A 22680-nucleotide genomic window follows, 5' to 3' on the forward strand; every position below is an offset into this window, starting at 1 on the left:
GTAGCGCCACTTCCGGAGAAGTCTTCCTCTTTTCTCCGATTGAATAACTCCGTAATTTCTTCGAAATCATCTTTAAATAGTATGTTTCTTTCCGCCTCAAATAATCTAACTGAAGCGGCAGAAGACGATGGGTCAAACCCTGGGAAATACACAACGAAACTCGTGTATTCCGATAAGACTTTGTACTCACCCTGCTGAGTTATTGCCGGATGCTTAGACATATTCTCAGTTATTCGAACAATGGGAGAAAACAGTAGGTAGTAGAAGGCATCTAACTCCACTTCAAAATACTGCCGAACTTCAAGGCCCTTATCGGGTAAAACGATGGACTTACTCGTATCCAAAAGTTCGTCGTTCGATGGCCGTATTTGATCGCCCCAGTAACGGAGCGTCCGAGCATCACCCCAGAAGGACGTCGACAGGAAATCCTCGATCCTTGAGCGGGTGACGTACATTTGGACCGCGGTTATAGCAACTGTCAGGACCACCAGAACCGCACCAACAACTGCAACCCCTGCCCCAATACCTGTCCCTGCAAAAGCGCCCGCCAATGCTAAAAAGGTCAGATACCCGATGCCGGCGGTCAACCCAACCTGAACGACGGCTAAGCCCAGTGCGGTGTTATGGCCGGTATGCCAAGCGCGCCAAGCAGTTCTACCCTCAAGCCCTATCGCCAGCATTGTTCCGACAAAGGGAAGTAATTTTACAGCCCCTCTCGCTATAAACCTTGCAAAGCCAGACAATACCTTTAAACCACGGAGACCGTTTACAGCTACCGAAACTCGGGATCCTGTTGCTGAGAACCGCTCTGACAAAATCTTGATGTACTCAGACTGAATTAGCAACCCGCTGAAGTTGACAACCCCCTCCGCCAAGCTCCAAAGGTTGTCAACAAATGGCAGCCACTTATCAATGGCTGACCGGTCCCCCAAAATGACGTCCTTCTGGGTTTCCTTCAAAGAGGACATCAGCGCGACCATGTTCACAGCGTGGAAGAAGGTCACTGCTCCAATGAAATTTCCCCGATTCTCCTTAATTGATTCGACCACTGGGTCAAGGCGCGTATGCAGCCAACCAAATGGGTTATCCTTGAAATCCGGTGTTAAGTGGAATGCGTCGATAAAACTTCTTTTAAGTCGATTCCGGATATCGATTTCCATCATACCTGCGGCGACCGGCGATAGCGTCGCGCCGGAAAGGCTGATGCCAGAGGAAGCCGTCAGCGCATCTTGATGAGCCTTGAAGAGCAGATCGGTTGCCCTATCCAGCGACATACTGTGTTCATGAACCTGAATCTGATACCGCCTGCTAACGTTCTTGATCCACTTTTTCCACTGTGGCCTTGTTTGTCGGTTTCTTGCCCACTCTCCCATTTGCGCTGCAGGCGTCGCAAATTCTAGCAACAAGGTATCTGTAGCTGTGGTTACACTCACAAACGCAGGCAGATCATACATGCTATCGACGATCTTCAGACGGCCATAGTCAAACCCCGGAAGATCCTTCAGCTTCTCGGTAACTTTGTTGATGGAAGAAACAAGGAACAGAACCGCTTTTAGTGTATCTCCGACGATACCGGCCTCACCGTCTTCAGTCTCCATCCATTTGTTGGCGTCTTCTCTCCCCTTTTCCGCCGATACGTAGCCATCCAGAATATCCGCCAACTCTTTTTCCACGGCCTCAAAGCCTGTAGCCATGCAAATGTCATTAAACTCGAGCTTCCTGGCCAGCAGATCTGAATCAATCCAGCGTTTCCAGTCCTCAAAAACGCGGCCACGCTCTCGATCGTACTCTTCGATCTTCTTGTGATACTGAGCAACGAACGCTTCTTTATCCCCATAACGAATGCGTTCCTTCAACTCATTTCGGACATCTTCCTGATCATCTGCATTAGTCTTTTTGCTGGCCTCAAGCTCGATAAGTGCATCGACCAGTTTTGCTGTGGAGTAGGGGTAAACATTCTCTTCAGCATGATTCGTAATCAAATTGACATAGAGGGCATGCAATTGCCCAAGCTCCGACGTAATTCCAATCTCATCATCTAACGCGACGTAATAGGAAAACTCGGTTGCTTTTTTGCTCTGCCCCTGAAAATCCTGTTCAGAAAGGCCGGCGGTAAAATCTGTTAAGCTCCATTCGAACTCCGACTGCTCCGCTCGATACTCTTCGACAAACTGGTTGACGGTTTCTGTTTCGGCAATGTTTTCACCGTAGCCCCTGGCAAACAGTCCATCCAGATTGAAAGCCTGCATATATTCGCTGCGAACTTCCGCATCTGTTCTAGCGAGCTCCTGTAAACGTACGGTCCATCGATGCTGTACAAACTTCAGGAAAACCTTTCCCGCCTCCGGATGATGAATGCACGGCAGGGCACTCTCGGCATCCGCATCAGGAAGGAGTACAGAATTTACACCTGCCTGAACTTCACTGATGACACCATCTTTGCCAACCCGGTATTCATGAAGTGTCCCGTATAACTCGGAGTACAAGTACAACCAACCGGCCTTAAGTGTCCGCAAGCAATAGAACGCTTTGTCCAGCGACACATTTGGAGCACGGAAATTGGAGGGTAGAGCAACTTCTTCCTGGCTGATTGCCCAACGTACCGGATACAACGCAACGGTTTTGAGCGGAAGCGGGCACATCTGTGCCGCTGAGTCGATGTCATCAGCACCCTGTAAAAACGCTGAGCTGTTAGCACTACCCATGAACCAGTCCCTCCGTTGACTTTTTCTCGGCTAATTCTGCAATTCGCGCTATGGCTCTGCCAGGCGCTGCGGAATGCTCTTTCCATAGTTTCTGTACTTCACTGTTGTCGAATGCCTGGTATCCAAGCCAGCCAATCGTATTGATAAACAGCGCAATATCTCGGGTACTGCAGAGCCCCCGCGCTTTCGCCGCGTCGACTAGAGCAGAGACCGTCCCCCAATCCTGCCCATCGGTATCCGTTTTCTGAAGCAAATGGGGAAAGTAGTCTGCAACGTGAAGTTCTAGCTTTCTGAGGGCTGTCTTTTCGGCCGCTCTTTCCATGGCAACCTGGTGTTCCTCAAGGATGCTGAACCTCTCAGCCTGCTGCTCGATACTGGGCTGATCATTATGAAAATAGTCCCACTCACCAGTTCGGCGATCCTGAATGGCGAACAGGCTACAAGGCCCCATCAATCGCCTCACATTTTCACCTGATGCATCCAGCTTCAACAGGTGCCGCGTGATTTCAGGATCATAAAACCGGAAAACAACCTCATCTTCTGTGACCAGCCTCGCCAGAAGCAATCCACGCAAGTGCTGCATGACCTCTTCGAAGTGACAGCCAGCCCGCAATACAATGGCAACACCCTGATGCTTCCAATCGTCGAAGCATTTCAGTGCCAGGGAGCTATCTATTCCCGATTCAACCAGCCACGGTGAAATTTCCAATAAGTCGACAAGCTCAGTTTCCCTGTAGAGCGCATCACAATGAGGTGTTTCGATCTCACGAAAAATAACCTGGGGCAAATTATTTACTTTGGCGCCATCCATAAGAATGAACGTCTTACCCTTACCGGGAAGTCCAGCAAGATACCCCATCAGATCGCACCTTGTGATTCTGATGAGCAGACCTGGCAAATTCCCTTCCCCTGATTCGCGGCATTCTTGATGGCACGTATCTGGTCGGACTTGGCCATCGGTCTTTGGGGTGCCTCCGGGAGGGTCACCGGCGCAACAGCCCCCCCATTCTCCTCCATCAGGGCGGGCATCTCCGGCATCTGAACCTCCTGCCCGCTCCCCTTACCCGGCGAACCCCCAGCATTAAGTTTGATCGCAGCCCCACCCATCGCCACACCACTGGGATCAATCTTGACGAAGCTGCCACCAGCTTTGAGGGTGATTTCCGCACCCGCCTCGATAACGGTTTTCTGCCCGGCTTTGATGTGCAGTTCGGTGCCGGCTTCACTGAGCCAGGCGGTGCCGGCCTTGAGGTGAAGGGTGCCGGTGACGTTCAAACTGCGGTCCTTGCCCGTTTTTTCCCGTTTCTCACCCTCCACCTTGGCGTGTTCATTGCCTTTGATGTGGACCTTCTGTTCGTTTGCCACGGTCAGGTGGCAATCGTTCCTGATGACTGCAGTGCGGTTGTTTTCCGTGAACAGAGCCAGGTCTTTCTGGGCGTGAACGTAGATCTGCTCTTCGCCGGCTTCGTCTTCAAACCGCAGCTCGTTGCTGCCCTCGCCCTTGTGGGTTTTGGTTTTCAGGGTGGTGCGGGTTTTATGCTCCGGCAGCGCATACGGCGGCGTGTTGGTGGCGTGCCAGGTTCGGCCGGTGATGATGGGCTGGTCCGGGTCTCCGTCCAGGAAGGAGACGATTACTTCATGACCGATCCTCGGCAATGCGGTGAATCCATACTGGCCGCCGGCCCACTCCTGGCTGACCCGAAGCCAGGCACTGCTGTGTTCATCGTTGGCCCCATAGCGATCCCAGGGAAACCGCACTTTCACCCGACCGTACTGGTCACAATGGATTTCTTCGCCTTCGGGGCCGGTAACCATGGCCATCTGGGGCCCGTCCATCAGGGGTTTATGCTCACACAGCGGCCGCCAGCTTCGGTCTGCGGGGATGGCGGTAAAGTGGTTACCGTAGAGTGTCGGTTCGCTGCCACCCTCTTCTTCCAGGGCCTGGGGTTGAGAGCCAGTGTGGGTGAGCGCCGTGAGCAGCCAATCGCGATTCAGGGTTTCGTTGTCGTGGTCGGTCAGTGCCACCCTGGCACCAGGTGCGAAATCCGGGCGATTGCTTTCGCCAAAGGCTGTGCTGGCGTCACTGCGCAGGGCCTGCAGCCTGGTTTCAGTGAACGGCTGACCACTGGCGTCCTGTTTAAAGCGGCCAGGGTAGTCGTAGTGCTGGTAGTCCGTCCGGTGGAGGATCTGGTCGCCAGCTTGTTCATGCATCAGGGCGTAAGCCGGGTTTTTGAAGGTGTAATCCTTCATGACGACCGAAGTGGGGCGCACCCGCTCCCGGTACGCAAACCGGAACACACAGGGCGTTCGGGCACTCCCTCCTGCTTTTTCGTTGTATGGGGCAGCCTCAAGCCTGGGCGAATCGCGATGATGATCGGCAAAAATCAGTGCAGGTGGCTCCTGGCCATCCAGGCCGCCATGCTGGTAGCGGTAGTGCCAGCCTTCCTCCGCAGCCAGGCGTTCGACAAAGGCCAGATCGCTTTCCCGGTGCTGGACGCAGTATTCCCGCTCCTCAGGACCGCGTTTAAGGTCGAAGACGGTATCGACGATCCCACGCTCCTCCAGCAGGGTACGCACAATCTCATCCGTGCCCCGGTTCTGGAAAATACGGCTGTTGTGCATCAGCGACAGGCGCCAGGGCGGTGGCCGAAACACCAGTTCGTAGCGGGTACGTCGATGGCCGGAATCTCCACGGGCGAATTCGCTGACTACACCGGTAAAACGGCGCAGTGGTGCCCCATCCTGCCAGACCACCAGGTCCACCGGTTGCTCCAGCAGATTCGAGGCGACAACAGATGGATCGGTACTGGCCAGGTCAATACGTCCCTGGAACAGCTCGGACAGTCGTTCTGTCAGCGCAAAGCCAACAACGGAAAAGTGATCAGAGGGGAATTCGCCTATGGTGGCGGTGAATTGCAGTCCGCTTGCCTGGGGCATGTCTTCGGTCCCTGAAGAAGAAAAAAGTCCGGGCTTTCGCACCATCCTGTGCGAAGGCCCGGCCCTGATGAAAACGTCCTGATCTCATCAGGGCAGTCCTGATTTAATGCGAGAGTTTAATACAAGCTACGAGGTATGCGGTACCCCGCCAGTAGTTGCTGTGTGAACGGGTTGGTATTGCTGGCCGCATGCAGGCGATAACGCATATCCCCGTCATCAACCCGGAACCGCACGTCCACCGCGCTGCTGCTCACGCCGGTAATGTCGGCTTTATCGAGCAGTCGGAACAGAGCCCAGGGGCCGTTTTCCGACAGGCTTCGGGGTGAACGGTTCACCTGGACAGGCACCAGGGTAATACGGCTCTCAACAGAGTCTCGCAGGGTATTGGGCCAGACCAGGGGAATGCTTTGGCGCGGCCCGTGGCTGAATTCCACCAACTGGCCGACCACGTTAACCACGCTGCGGCGCTTGTTGGCTGAGAGGTTGAGCGGTTCCAGCGCGAACTCCACATCCAGGGAGCCACCCCGGGTAAAGTAGGCCCTTCTGATTCGGTCGGCATTTTCCAATGACGTCAGTACCGCACCGCGCACCAGTCCCGCTCTTCGGGCATCGCCCACCTGTTCGGGATGATCCTCAAGGAACAGTTTCAGGTTGTCCTGATAGAAGGCGTCCAATACGCCGCCCGGGGCAAAGAACCGTTCAAAGTCCTGCAGTGCAACATCCCGCCCGGAGTCAGGATTAAACGGATAATGGCGGGCCAGATTCTGCTGGAAGGGCTGATACACTTCCCGATACCACTCACGCTCGAGTTGCGCCACCGCCTGGTCCAGAACCACTCGCCAGCTTTCCGTGGCCAACCGGGTCAAAAGCCGATTGAGGGGCTCGGGCTGGTTATCGGCCATACGCTGCAGCGTGAAGATCGGATCCGCACCCTGCAGGCCCATACGGGCCCGGGCAGCGACCAATGCAGCCTTGCCCTTGTCTGGCGCTTCCTGGATGTTACGTATGTACTCGTGAAGCTCCCCGACCACCAGCATGATCTGTTCAAGTCCGGTTGGCTGATCGCCATTGTCGCGGGTCAGCTGGTTGAGCTCCGCAAACTGCCGTTCAATATCCTGCAGCATGCGGAAATGGGGCGACTGCTCCAGAAGCTCCCGGGCTGCGGCACTCTCCCCTTGGCCGGAAGGCACAAGACGCGTGTTGTGGCGAACCTGCCCGAGCAGGCTTGCCAGGGGCTCGTGGCCACTGATCAGGCTCTCCAGAATACGTACGCCGTGGTTCAGGTCCTCAAACCGCTGGATATCGATGCGGCTCAAGGCAGTACGCCAGGCCTCGGCGTAGTGCTCGGCATAGAGGGTCTGCAAACTGGCCAGCAGTCTGGCTTCATCCGCCTTGCTGAATTCAACGTTGTCCCTGCGACCCAAAACCCAGGCGTCCACAAGGGCCAGCTCCGTAACCGAGCCGGATTTACGCAGGAACCATTTTTCCAGCCCCTCCCGGGTCAGCAACGCGGGGATGGTCAATGGATCTTCCTCCCCCGATCCGTCAGATACGACCGGCTCGCCATAGCCATCTACCCGGCTGAATACCGTGCTGAATGCTGGCCCGGCTGCACGTGCCAGCTCCAACGGAGTGCGGAACTCCTGCTCTGCTTCTATTTCCAGATCCCGGTAGACCCGGTCTGGTGTGGCAACCCGTCCAAGTTCATGCTGCGCCCATTGGACACTGCTGCGGAACGGCGCCAGGGTCATAACTGCAACCGCATCTCCCTCTTGGGTGAGACGCGCCAGATCGGTATGGGCCATGGCGTAGTCCAAATGACCCATGAGCCTCTGCTGCAGGTCGCTCTGGCCGGGGAACGCCTGCTGCCAGTAGTTCTGCATGTATCGGGTCACAATATCGTTCCGACGACCACTGGCGTCATACAGCATCCGCAACACCCGCAGGTGCTCCAGGCGCTCGGTGCTATCGTCCGGCGCCCGGCCCATCTCGGCCATCACACCGAACATCAGGGCTGGCAGGTACTGGTAAGCGAGCATGTCGAGGTAGGATTCCTCCACTTCCGGGCCAACCTCATGGCCACGGTATAGGCCCATATCACTGAGCAACGGCCAGTTCCGGCGATGGTCGCCAAAAGCCAGAGTCGCCTCACGGAGTTCATCCAGCGGGCCGAGCAGATTCCGGCCGGTGTTGTCCGGTTCGAAACCCACGGGCTGCCAGTTTTCAATAAAGCCCTGAACACGAGCTTCCACGGCGGCAGCGGCCTCTGCATTCCTGATAAAAAAATGCTGCCAGCCGGCAGTCATACCGGCACCGGCGCAAATAGCCACCACGGCGGCCACGGCCAGCCGGCGTTGCCGGGACTGAATCACCCGCCGGTTATCACCGGCCAGGCCGGCCTCCGGGTAGATGATCTTGGGAAACAGTTCACGGGTAAACAGATTGGCGGACTGCCCTGACCGTTGAGCCGGCTGAATGGGCTCGGCAATTTGATAGTTGGCGGCGGCGGCTGAGACAAAGGCATCCTCCGGCACGCCTTCCTGCAACACCGACGTGAAGAAGGTGCCACGCACCATCGCTGGCGTCGAAAACACATCTGCCGACAGCAGGTCAGTCAGGAACTGCTCCAGAACAGGCTTCAGGCCGGCAAGCTGGCGGGTGAAGGAATAGGCCGCTGCCCGTTCCTCGGCATCCCGGGTATTGGCCAGAACATCCGGCAGGCGATCAGTAAGCCGCTCAACCAGGGCTGTGTATCGATCAACGAATTGGCTCAGCCAATCGTCACTGTCCATCTGATTTTCGAGGCTGAAGGTAAAGCCGAGGGCCTGGTCCTTCTCCTGCTTGCTCAGGGTCCGCACCGGCGGACCGAAACCGTAGAGCAGGTCCATCTTGGTGAAGGTGACATACACGGGCAGGCGCGAGCCGATCTGCTCCATCAGTTCCCGCAGGCGCGTGCGCAACAGGATGGCCCGATCCCGCCTCTGGTCAGGATCTGCCACGCTCAATCTGGCCAGATCGATCGTCAACACCACACCATTCAGGGGACGTTGCGGGCGATTTCGCTCAAGCCAGGCAATGAAATGATTCCAAAGACGCTGCTGGATCTCAGCGCCAGCGCCCTCACCCTGACTCTGGCTCAGCAGTTCACCATCCGGATCAATAAGCACGCCGTCATCGCCGATCCACCAGTCAAAACCGAAGGCATTGCGATCGCCCCGATTGTTGCGGGTGACATTGGTGAGCGTGTAGGTCTGTCCGGAGCGTTGAATCAGGCTGGTCTTGCCGGCATCTTCTAGCCCCATCACCAGATACCAGGGCAGCCGGTAAATGCCTTTGCGGCCCGGAAGGTTGCTCTTCAGGGCTGCCAGTTGTCGATCCAGCAGGCGCTGCTGCTTGCGCTCCATGGGCAGTATCGGATCTTCCTGTTCCTTCTGCGCCTCGGACTGTTTGACATTCACCTTGCGCAGACGGCGCGCCAGCACCATGCCCCACACCATCGCGACCACAAGGACAACGCCCAGGGTAACGAGGGCCCGCATCTGCCAGGCCGCCAATGGAAACTCCCCATTCAACTGCCAACGTGGCCCCAGCCACCAGGTGGCCACCAGCAAGGCAATAACGCCCAGTGTCAGGGTGACCGGGGCTGCGTTTTTTAGGTATGGCAGAAGCCAGCGACCGATGAGTAAAGCTTTTCTCCACATGGTGTCCATTCCTGCATGATTCCTTGGTGTGTTCCGGGGATCAGCCCAGCTTTTCAAGCTGTCTGATCAGGGCGGGCTCCCAGTCCTCGAGAGCCAGCCCGCGAACCTGCGTTTGCAGATCCTGAACCTGCTGCGTGGCCAGTGATTTCAGGCCCGCGTCTTTCATTAATCGGGCGCTGGCAAGGCGCCAGTTAAAGCGGTCTCTTGGCTCTCTCGCTTCCGCCAGCCCGTCTTCCAGGAGTTGCATCGCGGCAGCCAGTCCCTTTTGCGCGACCAGCTCCCGGGCCTTCTCATAAGTCTGCTCCCAGGCGTTGGCGCCGCAGGCGGAACCACCGGTCGCTGGCACGGACCAGAGCCACTCTTCCGCCTCCCGGGAAAGGAACGGGGTGCCATTGTTGAAGGTGAGTTCCGGCAACTGGGCAAGGCGCTCAACAAACTCCTTTGTAGACACACGGATGGCTTCAGCACAGGCATGGTGGCCCAGGGCCGTCGCTACCCGGGCACTTAACCAATGGCCGTCGAGCCAGAACGGACTGACCGACAGACTCTGCTCGATTTTCTGCCACAACGCCAGATCTGCTGATTTTTCCAGGGCTTCCCGATAATCGGCCACACGATCGGCACTTACGGCGGCAAGATCGGTCCGCTTTCCGTCCCGTGTCGGTGGCACCGTAGTGATGTTCTGCCAGATAGCGTAACGGCGAAGCTGGTATCCCAGAGGCTGATCCGGCTCTGCCTCGGTAAGCATGTCCGCGACCTTCAGAAGACTCTGTCGGGTTGCCCTTTCGTCACCGGGATCCAGGGTGAGCAATCCCAGAGAAGGCTTTGGCTGTGCGGGTTTTTGCTCAGGCGTTTCCGTTCCGGAATCCTGGTTGGCCTGCTGCCCTGCCGATGGACGGGGTCTGGGGGCTGACGTGGCGTCGTTCACCCTGGGCAGTTTTTCAACTGCCCGTTTCAGATCCTGCAGTGACTCCTCAGGCAACTCCCGATCAGCGGCCTGGTCCATCAGCCTGGACAGGAGTTCAAGGCAGAACGCCCGACCGTCGCCAACACTGCCATCGAACGCCAGGGCCTCTACACCCTTGCCGGCGCGCTGAAGCATCTGGGTGAACATCATCTTGCGGGCCCGCTTGCCCTTATCCCCAGGATACGGCCAGGCCTGTTCCCACCACTCGTCCAGGACGCGGTGCAGCAGGTACAGAGACAGGGCGAACCGTTCCCCGTCGCCTCCACGTTGCAGGGCGATCAGCAAAAAACCCAAAACTTTCAGATCCTTGCTTCGGTCTGAAAGAATTGTCAGGGCATCGCTTTCCACCTTGCTCCAATCGATATCGGTATGGGCCAGCGAGCCCACCTTCATGATCTCGTTTTCCAGAAACTCGAGCGTTGCATCGTCTCCGAGTGCCTCGCCGACACGGGAATCGCCGGGCAATGGTGAGACGACCTGTTCAACGTAGGGATGTTGCTCAATGATCTGCATGTTGCTGTCCTGAATCACTGTGTTCACCCGGGATCTACCAACCACAGACCTCTCGTAGCGGTTCGATCGCCCGGCGGTATCCCGAGAGATCAAACAGCAGGCCGTCAATGCGGCTATTGGGCGAGTCGATGCGGGCTTCTGTGCCGTTGATCATGGCTTTCACGGTACGAATGGCTGGCAGTCCCCGGCCGCCGCTGAGTACGAAACCGTTGTCCCGCACCCGCCAGACAGTCTGTTCCCGGCCAAACCCCAGTTGAACCCGCTCCTGGTCCATTGCTTTGGGCAGCATCAGCGTCAGTTCCGTGATGTTGTTGTGGCACTGAAGAGCCAGCAGCGGCCTGGGAGGTTGAGCCCCCAAAGCCGGAACCGTCACCAGCTGGCCAGCGGCTTTTCCGGTATCCCGGTAAAGCACGCCAGCACCGGCATTCTTGGCATCAAGGCTGGCGTAAGCCTGCCGCCATCGCTCGGATCGGCGGGCATCCGGAGCGTTGAATTCCACGACGGCTGCCGCCAGGGGAGTGCCAAAGACGTCGTCAAAGCAGGCTAACCGTTCAAGTCGCTGGGGCTCACTGGTACAGGCCCGGGCATCTTCAAGCTGGCCAGCGCAGGCATGGGAGACCAGAAAAGCCAGAGCCCATGCCCCGACAACTCGACCGGTTAATCGCATGTTGCGGTGACTCATGACTCTGCCACCTGATACTTCAGACACTTATGGGCAAGGGTCCGCTTTGGCAGACCGAGGCTTTCCGCCGCCTGGGCCCGGTTGCCACCATACTGGCGCAAACGCTCACGAATAATTGCCGCCTCAAAGGCCTGTGCTGCGGCTTTAAGATCCCGGATGTCTTCCACTGCGGGCAGATCAACGGGATTTCTGTCTCCGACATCCCATGGTGCGCTGGTCCAACCATCTGATGACTCTTCAAACAGGTCATTCATCCTCAGAACTTCAGGCTGGATATCATCTCCGCCCGGGGTCTGCAGACAGGCCAGTTCAATGATGTTACGCAGCTCACGGACATTGCCCGGAAAATCGTATCCGGCCAGCAGGTGCAGGGCGTGGCTGGAAATGCCCATGGGCCCGCTACCCTCACGCTCGGTATACAGCCGAATGAAATGACGGCTCAGGGCTTCGAGGTCGTCGGGGCGTTCCCGCAAGGGCGTCACCCTCAGCGGAAACTGGCTCAGGCGGTAAAACAGATCCCGTCGGAAGCTGCCATCTTCGATACCAGCCTGGAGCGGCTGGTGAGTGGCCGCTACCAGGCGAAAATCCGAGTGCTGTTCCTTGCGGGCCCCGAGCGGGCGAAACTGACGGCCCTCCAACACCCGGAGCAGCTTCGACTGCAGAGCCATGGGCATGTCGCCGATCTCATCCAGGAACAGGGTGCCGCCGTTGGCCTGCGCCAGAAGCCCCTGTTTGTCCTGGTCGGCACCTGAAAACGCACCTCGGGTATGCCCGAACAGTTCGCTTTCCAGAAGGGTATCCGGAATGGCGGCGCAGTTGACCACCACCATCGGGCCCTCGGCCCGGTCGGACAATTCATGGATACCGCGGGCGACCACATCCTTGCCACATCCGGTTTCACCCTGCACCAGGACGGATAGCTGACTGCCGGCGGCCCGGACGATCTGGGCCCGAAGGCTGGTCATGGCCTGTGAGTTGCCGACCAGGGTTCGGGCCAGTTGTTCGCAGCGGGTGCGAACGCTTTCGGCGTCGTGCAGATGATCCAGTGACCGCTTGAGCAGACGGCGTTGCCAGACCTGATCGCGGCTCTGAAGTTGGGTAATCCATTGATGAACAAGCAGTTGCCGCAAGCCTCCATACAGAGGTTGGCCGGTAATACCGTCCCAGTCGGGTTCGTCTCGACACAGAACAAGTATTCCCAGGGTTCGGCCATCATTGCCGGTGAGGGGCTCGAGCCACAGGGAGCGCGGCCGATCGCTGGCCTCGAACAGGGCCTGGAAGCCGACGTGGTCCAGGCGGTAACTGGCGGCACGGGTAAGTTCACGGGCTTTGCCGGTTTGCAGCACGTGGGCAAAGGGGTGGCTGAAGTCGCCGCAGTCGAATTCGCCGTGTTCTTCCAAATCGCTGCAGTGCAGGGTTCGGCCACTGAGGTCGAGTTCGAGCGCCCAGCAGCGGGTCAGCCCGAAGGCGTTTTCCAGCTGCTTTGTGGCGGTTTTCAGCAGGTCCGGCAGGTTGTCCTGCTGGATCAGGGCTACCGCCAGGTCAATGCCGGTGTGCAGTTCCATCTGCATCCGTCCCATGGTTCTCTTCCCTAAGATTTTTATGCTTTTGTGTTCGCCTACCGCACACCGTGCGATTCTTTGAAGTAGCTCTAAACCACCATTCCTGTAAATCTGGCGTCTTCAACACCCAGCGTGACCTTTGTAACTGGCTCCCTCGCCGCCAGTTTCTTCAGCAACGCCAGTGAAACAGGCGGCAACAATTCACCCTCTATGATCGACTCAAGCATCCTTGCGCCGTTTTCACTTCTTGTCGCACGGTTTCGAATAGCCTCGATAAGTCCTTCTTCCAGTTCCACGTCGGTGTGGTAACGGGCCTTGATCTGGTCCGCCAGGCGCTGGAGTTTGTCGCCAACGATACGGTTGAGGGTTTCCTCGCCCAGGGGTAAATAAGGCACCACTTCCATCCTTGCCAACAAAGCGGGCTTGAAGAAGTTGGCCAATTCCGGGTATAGGGCCTCTTCCAAACTGGCCGGGGACTCGGCGTGGTTGACGATGGTCTGGTAGCCGAGGTTGGAGGTAAGGAAGAAGACGACGTTTTTGCAGTCGATCAATCGGCCTTCACCGTCGGCCAGTTCGCCTTTGTCGAACGCTTGGTAAAACAGGTTGAGGACTTCCGGATGGGCTTTTTCGACTTCGTCGAGCAAGACCACGGAGTAGGGTTTCTGTCGGATGGCTTCGGTGAGGATGCCGCCTTCGCCGAAGCCAACGTACCCCGGCGGTGAACCGATTAGCCGAGAGACGGTATGTTTCTCCTGGTACTCGGACATGTTGATGGTGGTCAGGAACTGGCGGCCGCCGTAAAGCAGCTCTGCCAGTTGCACCACGGTTTCGGTTTTGCCAACGCCACTCGGGCCAACCAGCAGGAACGCGCCCATGGGGCGACCGGGCCGGCGCAGGTCGGCGCGGGCGGTGAGCAGGTGCTGGTGCAGGCAGTCGATGGCGGTGTCCTGGCCTTTGATGTGCTCCTGCAGATACGCCGGCAAATGGGTGATTTTTTCCAGCTCGTCGGTGGTCATGCGGTTGACCGGGATGCCTGTCCAGTCGGCGATGACTTCGGCTACCTGGCGCGCGTCGACGCGAGCGTGGACCAGCGGTTCGTCGGCCTGGAGTTCCAACAGCTCCTGCTCGATCGCCGCGGCTTCGCTCTTCAGATCCGGGCGTTCTTCGTGGTCGGCCTCGGCAAGCTCTGCGGCCTCAGTCGTTTTCACCTCGGAGTCTGCCTTTAGCAGGCGCTCACGAATGTCGACCAGTTGGGCGACCAGTTCCCGCTGGTCGTTCCAGCTCCGATCCAGGGCTTCGGCTTCGGCGTTCAGATCGTTCATCTTTTGTTGCAGTGCGCGCTCGTGCTCGTCATCCACGCTCTGACCGAGGGCATGCTCCCGGTCCATCAGGTTCTGCTCCATCGCCAACTGGTGCAGCTGGCTGCGCACGTGGCTCAGGCGCCGGGGCGGCATGCTCAGGTTCAGGCTGACCCGGGCGCAGGCGGTATCGAGAACATCGATGGCCTTGTCCGGCAATTGTCGGCCGGCAAGATAACGGGCGGACATCTCCGAGGCGGCTCTCAGGGCGCTGTCGGTGATCAATACCTGATGGGCTTTTTCGTAGACCGTGCGAAGGCCACGGAGGATATGCACGGCCTCGCCTGGTGTGGGCTCGTCCAGGGCCACGGGCTGGAAACGTCTGCTCAGGGCGGGGTCTTTTTCGAAGTATTTCTTGTACTCGCGCCAGGTGGTGGCAGCGATGGTGCGCAGCTCGCCCCGGGCCAGAGCCGGTTTCAGCAGGTTGGCGGCGTCTGAGCCACCTTCGCTGTTACCAGCGCCGATCAGGGTGTGGGCTTCGTCGATGAACAGGATGATCGGCGTGGCAGAGCCTTTGACCGCTTCAATCACGCCTTTCAGGCGTTTCTCGAACTCGCCTTTCACCGAGGCACCAGCCTGCAGGGCGCCCATGTCCAGGGTCCAGAGCTCAACGTTTTTCAGGCTGTCGGGCACATCGCCATTGACAATGCGTAGGGCGAGGCCTTCCACCACGGCACTTTTGCCCACGCCGGCGTCGCCCACCACAATGGGATTGTTCTTGCGGCGGCGGCAGAGGATGTCGACCATCTGGTCGATCTCGGCGTCACGGCAAACCACGGGGTCCAGCTTGACCTCCCGGGCCAGTCTGGTGAAATCGGTGGCGTAGCGGGTGAGTGGGTCCATATCGGCCTGCAGGGTCGGCTTGTCCGCGCCGTTTTCCGCCAGCTGCGGGCGTTCGACGGATCCGCTCGTCAGCCGGTCAAATTGCTTGCGCAACTGCTCTCGGTTGATGTCCACCAGTGCCTTTGCCACCCGGGGCATCAGGTATCGGTCGGCATTCATCAGCAGGGCGAGGAATACCGCGCCGGAACGCAATTCGGTGTGGCCCAGTTCGGTGGAAGCCAGCAGCCAGGCATCCTGCATCAGCTCTACTAACAGCGGCGAGAAGGATGGATAGGGCTCAGCGCTTTGCGCCTCGCCGTGCAGGCTGTCGCCCACCAGCGGTTGCAGTTGCTGATGCTCAATGCCGGTATGCTCCAATATCTGGCGCACGTCGGAGAACGGCGTTTCCAGCAGTTTGAACAGCAAATGCGCCGGGGTAATCTCGGCGCCCTGGCGGCTGATGCACAGGGCGGCTGAGGCTTCCAGGGCCTGGCGTGAAATGTCGTTGAGGCGCCCGATCAGCGCCGGCAGTTCTACCCGAATCACGTGGATATCCTTATTTCGGTAGTTGGTCGAGTACGCGCAGTACGTCCGTGATGCGCTCGTTCAGTGCCATGTTGTAGAGGGAGTAGATTCCGGCCATGGCCGCCACAAACAGACCAGCAATGCCCCAGACGGGCATGCCGCTGCGCAACCGGTTCCGGGTTGGTGTCACGTTCGCCATGGCATCCAATAGAGGCTCCAGGTCCTGCACCTCCCGTAAAGCTTTCAGTTGTTCGTGCAGGCCCCGGACAATCTGGTCGTATTCATCCCGACCGTTTTCCATCACCTTGTACCGGCCTTCAAAACCCAGACAGAGACACAGGTAGATGAACGACAGCATGTCACGATAACGGGCCGGTTCCTGCTCCATCCGGGCAAGAATGGCAAACACCTTTTCCCCACCCCAGGTCTCGTTGTGAAAGCGGGACAGCAGGGAGTGCTGTGACCAGACGCTGTGGGCGCCCCAGTCAGTTCCCAGCACGGCCTCGTCGATGAAGGCGCAGAGGACATACCGGTAGGCGACAACAACCGGCCGATCGTAACCCTCTTCCACCAGTTCCCGATCGATGGCGCCAATCTCATCCACCACCTGCTGGTAGAGGGTTTCCACCGCGCGATACTCTGCCAACCTGCGTATCCTGATGACCAGGCCAAGCAGTGGTGTGGCCGCGTCAATCAGACGGTTATGTTCCAACCCTCTGAGCTGGAACTGCTGGTCGACCTGCCCTTCCCTGCTGCCCTCACCTCCTCTCTGGCTGTCGGCAAAAATCAGATCACTGAACGCACGGCTGCCGGAATTCCTGCTGCCATTGGGTAAGTCCATTACCTGTGCATCTGCCATGATTTAGCTCCTGATTGCCCAGAACTGCATTTCCATGGCCGGGAAACTGCCGGCCACGTGGAACGCGAAGCCGCTGGCGTTGTCGAGCATTTGCCAGGCCTGGCTCTGGTCGTCCAGGCGGAAGTACACGAAGCCGGCGTGGTACGGCAACTGCCGGGGTGCAACCGGTAACGCGGCGAGCGGAATCCCCGGCAGCTGCAGGCTGATGAGGTCGCGGATTTTTTCCACGGAGGCCACCTTGCACTGCTGGGTGAACTGCTTTCGCAGATCGTCCAGCGGCATGTCGGCTTTGACCGCAAGAATGAATTCCGCATCCCGGACCAGCTGGGCATCCTGAACCGGGGCAACGGTCAGGCCGTACTGGCGCTGCTGGAGCTGGATAGCCAGAGCCCTCGGTTCCAGCACCGTACTCAGGGACTGCCGCAGAACCTGCATGAGCGGGCTAAAACAATCCTCCGGCAGATCGTGGTCATAGGCCGGGTGTTCCCTCGGCAAGCGTCCTTCATCGGTGAAGGTCACCAATTCGCCACACAGCTCAAGCAGGGCTTCGAAGAGCCGCTCGGGATGCAACTGGCGCAGGCGGGCCAGATGCATGAACCTGGGATGAGCCCGGTTCAGCATCTGCAGCAACATAAAGTCCGCCACGTCGGCAACGCCGCCTTGCCCCGGTGCACCGACACGCTCGGCGATATTGCGTGCCCGCTCCCGCATCAAGCCTGCCATTTCACCGACGAATCGCTGCAGCCTGGGTGCGGCTCGCACACTCAGCATGGTGGGGAGGAAGTTCGGATCCATCACCAGGCTTCCGTCCGGGCGCTTTTCAAGAATCCGGCCGATCGCCAGGGCTGCATAGGCGCTACAATCTTCCCGCTCCAGCATCAGGCGGGGCGCCACTCGGCCCACATCAATGGTGTGGGCATCGCCGTCGATCGAGTGCAGATCCCTGATTTCCCGGGAGTCGGCACGGAACCGGCCGGCCACGGGGGCGTCCGGCCATTCCACTTCCGCCAGGCTTTCACTGCCCAGCGGCAGCGCCAGATAGACGACCTGATTGGCCACTGAGGCATCGGTGATTTCCATCGGCTCAGGCATCACATCGTCCTGGGGAAGGCTGAAGCGGGTGCCATCCGGGAACAGGCCGGATGCCCGAACCAAGCCAACCCGGCCGAAACTGAGGTACTCCGAGTTCAGTTCCAGGTCGCTGAAGCCGTACAGATAATCGGAGACCGCGAGCGCCCGCTCATTGATCTGGTGTTCCAGGTATCGCTGCTGTTGCTGGAAGTGTTGGGGCTTGATAAACAGGCCGTCACTCCAGACGACTCGATTGGTTACTGCCATCAGGTATCATCCGAATGCTTGAGTTGAACTTCCCGCTCCCGCAGGTTCACCAGTAGGTTGTAACGGCCCCCGATCGGATCCACCTTCACCACCTTTTTCCACTGGGACAGGTTGGGGTAGGCGTAAAAGGCAATGACGCCGATAAATCGGGTGTCCTCGCCAATTTCGAAGGGTTCGATGAACTTGAACTGGCCCGGCACCAGGGAATAATCGCTGTGGTCCACATAGTTCTGGCCCAGGGACGACTCCAGGTCGCTCAATAGCTGGTCGAAATCCCCGGCCATCAACAGTGAGCTGTCGCGCATCTCGATGATCTGAAACGCGATGGGCGTGGGCGCCAGGGATTCATTCGGGTTTACATCCGGTTCAGCCACCATGGTCAGACCGACCCGGCTGGGCAGATCCTCAGGGTATCCAACCGGGATATCCGGGTCCCAGAGCACTTTTGCGGTTTTGGTGACCGCGTTATAGGGGGTGCTGCATCCGGCAAGCACGAATACGATGGCCAGCAAACTCCATTTGCAGGTCTTCACAACGGGTTCTCCCTCTGTAGTTGGCGCAGGTTCTGGTCGTAAGCCTGTTCGAACACTTCCTGGAACAAACGCTCGAATCCCTGCTGACGACTGGATTTCAACTCTCGGTAATAGTGCTGGTACATATCCCAGGCCCAGCGTCCCTCGTCCTCGTTCTTGCGCAGTCCCCGACGGTAACCATGGAAACGACGCAGCAAAGCCTCGGGAGAAAAGGCGTGCAGGATGGCCTCCAGCGCCTCGCTGATGGCGTCACGGGTTGCCTGCTGGTGCTGATTCAGGCTCTGCAGACTCTCCCGGACTGCTGCCGGCGCCGACAGGTGAACCGGGCTGCGGTGGCTGGCGAACAGGGTCTGCACGGTATCCTCATAACCCTCACCCAACCGCAGTGGATTATCCTCAATGGGTTGCAGGCGGGTTCGCAGCGCCTGATGCCGGCTGTCTTCTCCCTGGTGCAGTGCCAACAGCCCTTCCACGGTCGCCTTCAGTGTCTGCCCCGCTTCCTCCAGGAACAGACGCATCTCATTGCTGTCGGCAAAGTCCAGCCCGGCTTCCATACCCCGCAACAGGGGAGCACCACTGATGTGTTTACTGCTCTGATCTGAAGGCTCCTGGCGACCAGCGCTCTTTGCAATCTCAGACATCCTGTCTTTTTCTCCTTTGCGAACGGGCAGGCCCATCGCTACGTCTCGGTTTTCACGGTACTCATCCGAAACCTCCCTTTCAGCAGCGCGCCAGGAGGTTTCACTCGCCATCAGTGCATCAGGATCCGACGTCTGTTCGTCCGGCTGATCGTTCCAGGGTGCCAACGGGTCATCACTGACTGCCTCCCCGGCCACCCGGCCAAAATTCTGCAGCGGCTCCGGGTTTGGGCTCGGTCGGGTTGAGCTCTCGGGCCGCACCAACGGTCCTTCATCGACATCAACCAGTTGCCCGGCCCGCTCTGCTTCACCTTTCTCCAGCAAAGGTTCACCAAAACCCTCGGCCATCTCCGCACGAAGTTGATAGCGGCCAATGCTGACGGTGTCACCAGGATTCAGTCGTGCCCGACGGCCCCGGCCGACAGGCTGACTGGCGCTATTGATGTAGGTCCGGCCACTGCGATCGATCAGGCAGAAACCGCCATCCAGAAACCGGATTTCCGCGTGGCCGGGAACCGCACCCGTTCGATGAGAAGATAACCGCCAGGTATCACTGGCTGCGGTGCCGATCGAGCCGCCTCGAACACTGAAACAGTGCTCTGCGGTAACCCCACCGCCGGCAACGGTCGGATTGGTGACGGTCAGTTTCAGGCCCTCGGCCTTTGGTTCATCCATGAATACCTTCCCTGCCGGAATTACCGGCGAATCTGAATCCGGACTGCCGGTCGGCGCCGGGCCTTCTCCGGTGTCACGAAAGAATTCCAGCCCAGCCGTACATCCTCGCCCAGCTCCATGGGGCGAACATCCTTTGGACGCATCTGAAGCTCCAGGTCGTAGGCCAGTTGCTCCCGTGTAGCGAACTCCACGAGTTTGACAAGGCGCTGGTGGTCCTGTCCATTGGGCAGGAAATCCGCGAAGCGCTGTCGGCTAAGATTCCTCAACCGGAGCACGAATTTGCCACTGCGATCCCGGATGGCCGATCCCACCAATGTGTCGCTGCCCAGACAGCCGTTGGCTTGCCCCAGTCGGGTCTGCTGATCCTCGGCGATGGCCACCTTACGCAGGACCCACTGCTCAACACTGACATCGTCCAGATCGAAGCAATGGGCGACGATACCGCTCACCACCTCCGGCGACCGGCTGCGACCGGCCATCAAGCCAGAATAGGCCAGCATCTTTGACCAGTTAACCGGTGTCGCCTCCCGCAACCGGCTGTCGCCGAGCCCGATCAGGGCAAAGATCAGCTCTGAAAAGCCATCCGAGGCACCCGGTTGAAACCGAACGTAGTAGCGATATTTGCGCCACGCCCGATGGAACAGCGTGACCAGGCGATGATTGAAAAAATCAAGAAAATGCCGCCGGATGCCCAGATTCTGCCCCGCTTCCCAGGCCAGATCTTCAAGGTAATAGCCCGGCAACGGCGACTGTGAGCCGTGTAATCCCAGAAAGCTGACTTCCATCTGATACGGCGCGTGCTCGTGCTCCGGCGAAAGCGCCGAAACCACATCGCTGCCGGGAAACCCCAGACCCGCAGAGGCAGAAAACCGAATCCGCTCCTGGCGGGGTTGGTCTTCGCTGTTTCGCTCCAGATCGTCCCCGTGGTGCCGGTGAATCAGATCCACCAGCTGAAAAAAACTATAGCGTCGCGCATTGCCCAGGACGGGTTGCAGCTCGGCTACATCAGCGGCTGCTGACCTTGCTGTAACGTCCATGTGTACCGTTCCTGATTATCAGTGTTCACCACTTCCAGTTGGTGAAATGCGTTGATGCTGGCGCACAGGGCGAAGAACTGGCTGAGAACTGTGCCGAACAGATAGAGATCGCCCTCTGATGCAAAAGCCTGCTGATCCAGCTTCAGCACAGAGCGAATGCCACGCACCGGCAGGCCCCTGACCATCCGGTCAACTGGAGCTGTCTCGATCCCGATAATGCCAGCCAGTCGTTTCTGGGACACCCGTTCTGCCTGGCGGTCCACCAGAGCCCGGAAATCGTAGACTCTAAGCACCGTGCGCAGGGCGCCCACATCCAGCATCGACAGATAGTTGAGGGACAGGTTCGAGATCAGCGTCCACAACAGGCTGCCGTCCAAGGTTGGCCGCATCGTCGCGGTGGGCCTCGTGATGTTGCTGAAAGTGGCGAAAGCAGGCGTGCTCTCGGTGGCCATGCAGATTTCGCCCACAGCCAACTGGCTGGGCAACTGGCGGTTGGTGCAGGTAAGCGTCAGGGAGATCGCTTCCTGCCGGCTCAGACACTCGGACTCGTCGCCCCGAACGAACGCCATGTAGTGGTCAAAGCCGTCACCGCGCACACTGTCCCGTGCCCGAACCCGGTAGTACAGGGCGTTGCGGCCGCGATCCCGCTCCACCTCGTGCTGGAAGCTCTCGAATGCGGTGTAGATGCGCGGTTCACCGCGCCCGGACCGGCCCTCCAGCCAGCCTTCGACCTGCTCGATGCTGAACACCTCGTAGTGGTCCGGGGAGCGGCTGGACGGCGAGATGCGGTACTCCGTCTGGCGGCCGTTAAGATCCACCGGTTCGCCCTCGTGGGTAAACAGGTTGACCGCCGGCGTGCAGTAGAGCTGGAAATTCTCCTCCCGCACTTTCACATCCGGTGGCAATATCCGGCTGAAATGGAAACGCAGGCTGATTTCGTCCGCCTGTACTGCCGGAAGCCGTTTGGAAAAGCCATGGATGTCCACGAAACGGAAGGCCTCAGGGAAGCTGAGGTATTCCTGCAAAATGCGGTAGCCGGGGTATGCGTTCTTTGGGTACGGCAGCAACGCTTCGTCATTGCCGAAGCCTACCGGCTGCAACAGTGAGGCAGGCAGGCGATAAACAGCGTCACCCACCACCAGATCAATGCGTTCCAGATAGTGGTTCAACCAGAGAAAAAGGGTTTCGGCGATATGACTCTCGCCGCCCAGATAAAAGCGCAGGCTGTCCATGCCCAGTGACGACAGAGGCTGATCAGTGTGCAGTGCCAGGTCCACGGTCACTGAGGACACTTCCCGTGAGTGCTCTGCATGGGCCGCGGCAACGCTCACAGGAAATACATCCACCGCCCGGCAAGTGCGGAACCGACACTGGGTCTGACGATTCGCATCGCCCAGCGGACGGCTCTTGATCTCGGTATAACGCTCTACCCTCTGGCGTTCACTGATTGCATGCAACTGCGGATCAAAGCGCATAATCGTACAACTGGGTACCGGCCGCAGATAGTTCGGCCACAGCATGTTCAGCAGGGAGTGGGTAATCTCAGGGAATTCGTCCTCCACCTTTTCCCGCAGCTTGCCGGTCAGGAAGGCAAAACCCTCCAGCAGTCGTTCCACATCCGGATCGGTGCTCTGCTCGGAGAGAAAGCGGGTGAGCTGCGGGTGGGCGTCCGCGAATTCCCGGCCCTGAAGCCTGAGAAAGCTTAATTCGTCTCTATAAAAGCGATTCAACTTCATTCAACTACCCAATCCTTGGGAGTATGAGCCGGCCGGTATACTTTTCTTCCGGGAAAAAACAACTCGCTGCGCTCAGACATCTTTTTTCCCTG

At 58.5% G+C, this 22680-nt stretch carries 13 protein-coding genes and 1 pseudogene; all 14 read right to left on the minus strand.

The window, feature by feature from the left end; all coding sequences use genetic code 11:
• Window positions 1–2237: 2237 nt before the first annotated feature.
• Window positions 2238–2705, minus strand: a pseudogene (locus GJU83_RS19200) (toxin VasX); the annotation flags it as partial.
• Window positions 2698–3564 (minus strand): DUF4123 domain-containing protein, encoded by an 867-nt coding sequence (locus GJU83_RS08200; protein WP_153634056.1) that lies wholly within the window; start codon window positions 3562–3564, stop codon window positions 2698–2700. The gene GJU83_RS08200 and the pseudogene GJU83_RS19200, both read right to left, overlap by 8 nt.
• Window positions 3564–5642 carry a type VI secretion system Vgr family protein gene (locus GJU83_RS08205; RefSeq protein WP_153634057.1) on the minus strand — a complete coding sequence of 693 codons (2079 nt, stop codon included), beginning with the start codon at window positions 5640–5642 and terminating at the stop codon, window positions 3564–3566. Before GJU83_RS08205 ends, GJU83_RS08200 begins: the two co-directional genes overlap by 1 nt.
• Before the next feature lie 116 nt (window positions 5643–5758).
• The gene (tssM, locus tag GJU83_RS08210) at window positions 5759–9352 is read right to left on the minus strand and encodes a type VI secretion system membrane subunit TssM (RefSeq protein WP_153634058.1); all 3594 of its coding nucleotides are present in this window, start codon (window positions 9350–9352) and stop codon (window positions 5759–5761) included.
• A 31-nt stretch (window positions 9353–9383) separates the two neighbouring features.
• Window positions 9384–10823: a type VI secretion system protein TssA gene (tssA, locus tag GJU83_RS08215; protein ID WP_153634059.1), complete on the minus strand. Its 1440-nt coding sequence runs from the start codon at window positions 10821–10823 to the stop codon at window positions 9384–9386.
• A gap of 34 nt (window positions 10824–10857) precedes the next feature.
• Window positions 10858–11505 (minus strand): type VI secretion system-associated protein VasI, encoded by a 648-nt coding sequence (vasI, locus tag GJU83_RS08220; protein WP_228715159.1) that lies wholly within the window; start codon window positions 11503–11505, stop codon window positions 10858–10860.
• Window positions 11502–13076, minus strand: a complete 1575-nt coding sequence (locus GJU83_RS08225; RefSeq protein WP_153634423.1) for a sigma-54-dependent Fis family transcriptional regulator — start codon at window positions 13074–13076, stop codon at window positions 11502–11504. The genes vasI and GJU83_RS08225 overlap by 4 nt, the downstream gene beginning before the upstream one ends.
• 80 nt (window positions 13077–13156) lie before the next feature.
• Window positions 13157–15793: a type VI secretion system ATPase TssH gene (gene tssH / locus GJU83_RS08230; protein WP_153634060.1), complete on the minus strand. Its 2637-nt coding sequence runs from the start codon at window positions 15791–15793 to the stop codon at window positions 13157–13159.
• Window positions 15794–15803: 10 nt separating this feature from the next.
• On the minus strand, window positions 15804–16631 hold the full coding sequence (gene icmH, locus GJU83_RS08235; protein WP_153634061.1) for a type IVB secretion system protein IcmH/DotU: 828 nt from the start codon (window positions 16629–16631) through the stop codon (window positions 15804–15806).
• 3 nt (window positions 16632–16634) lie between these two features.
• The gene (gene tssK / locus GJU83_RS08240) at window positions 16635–17969 is read right to left on the minus strand and encodes a type VI secretion system baseplate subunit TssK (protein ID WP_153634062.1); all 1335 of its coding nucleotides are present in this window, start codon (window positions 17967–17969) and stop codon (window positions 16635–16637) included.
• On the minus strand, window positions 17969–18502 hold the full coding sequence (gene tssJ / locus GJU83_RS08245) for a type VI secretion system lipoprotein TssJ (protein ID WP_153634063.1): 534 nt from the start codon (window positions 18500–18502) through the stop codon (window positions 17969–17971). The genes tssK and tssJ overlap by 1 nt, the downstream gene beginning before the upstream one ends.
• Window positions 18499–19815 (minus strand): type VI secretion system-associated FHA domain protein TagH, encoded by a 1317-nt coding sequence (tagH, locus tag GJU83_RS08250; protein ID WP_153634064.1) that lies wholly within the window; start codon window positions 19813–19815, stop codon window positions 18499–18501. Before tagH ends, tssJ begins: the two co-directional genes overlap by 4 nt.
• Before the next feature lie 20 nt (window positions 19816–19835).
• On the minus strand, window positions 19836–20852 hold the full coding sequence (gene tssG / locus GJU83_RS08255; RefSeq protein ID WP_153634065.1) for a type VI secretion system baseplate subunit TssG: 1017 nt from the start codon (window positions 20850–20852) through the stop codon (window positions 19836–19838).
• Window positions 20816–22588 (minus strand): type VI secretion system baseplate subunit TssF, encoded by a 1773-nt coding sequence (tssF, locus tag GJU83_RS08260; protein WP_153634066.1) that lies wholly within the window; start codon window positions 22586–22588, stop codon window positions 20816–20818. Before tssF ends, tssG begins: the two co-directional genes overlap by 37 nt.
• Window positions 22589–22680: the final 92 nt, after the last annotated feature.

This window comes from Marinobacter salsuginis, assembly GCF_009617755.1.
GTDB classification, from domain to species: Bacteria; Pseudomonadota; Gammaproteobacteria; order Pseudomonadales; family Oleiphilaceae; genus Marinobacter; species Marinobacter salsuginis.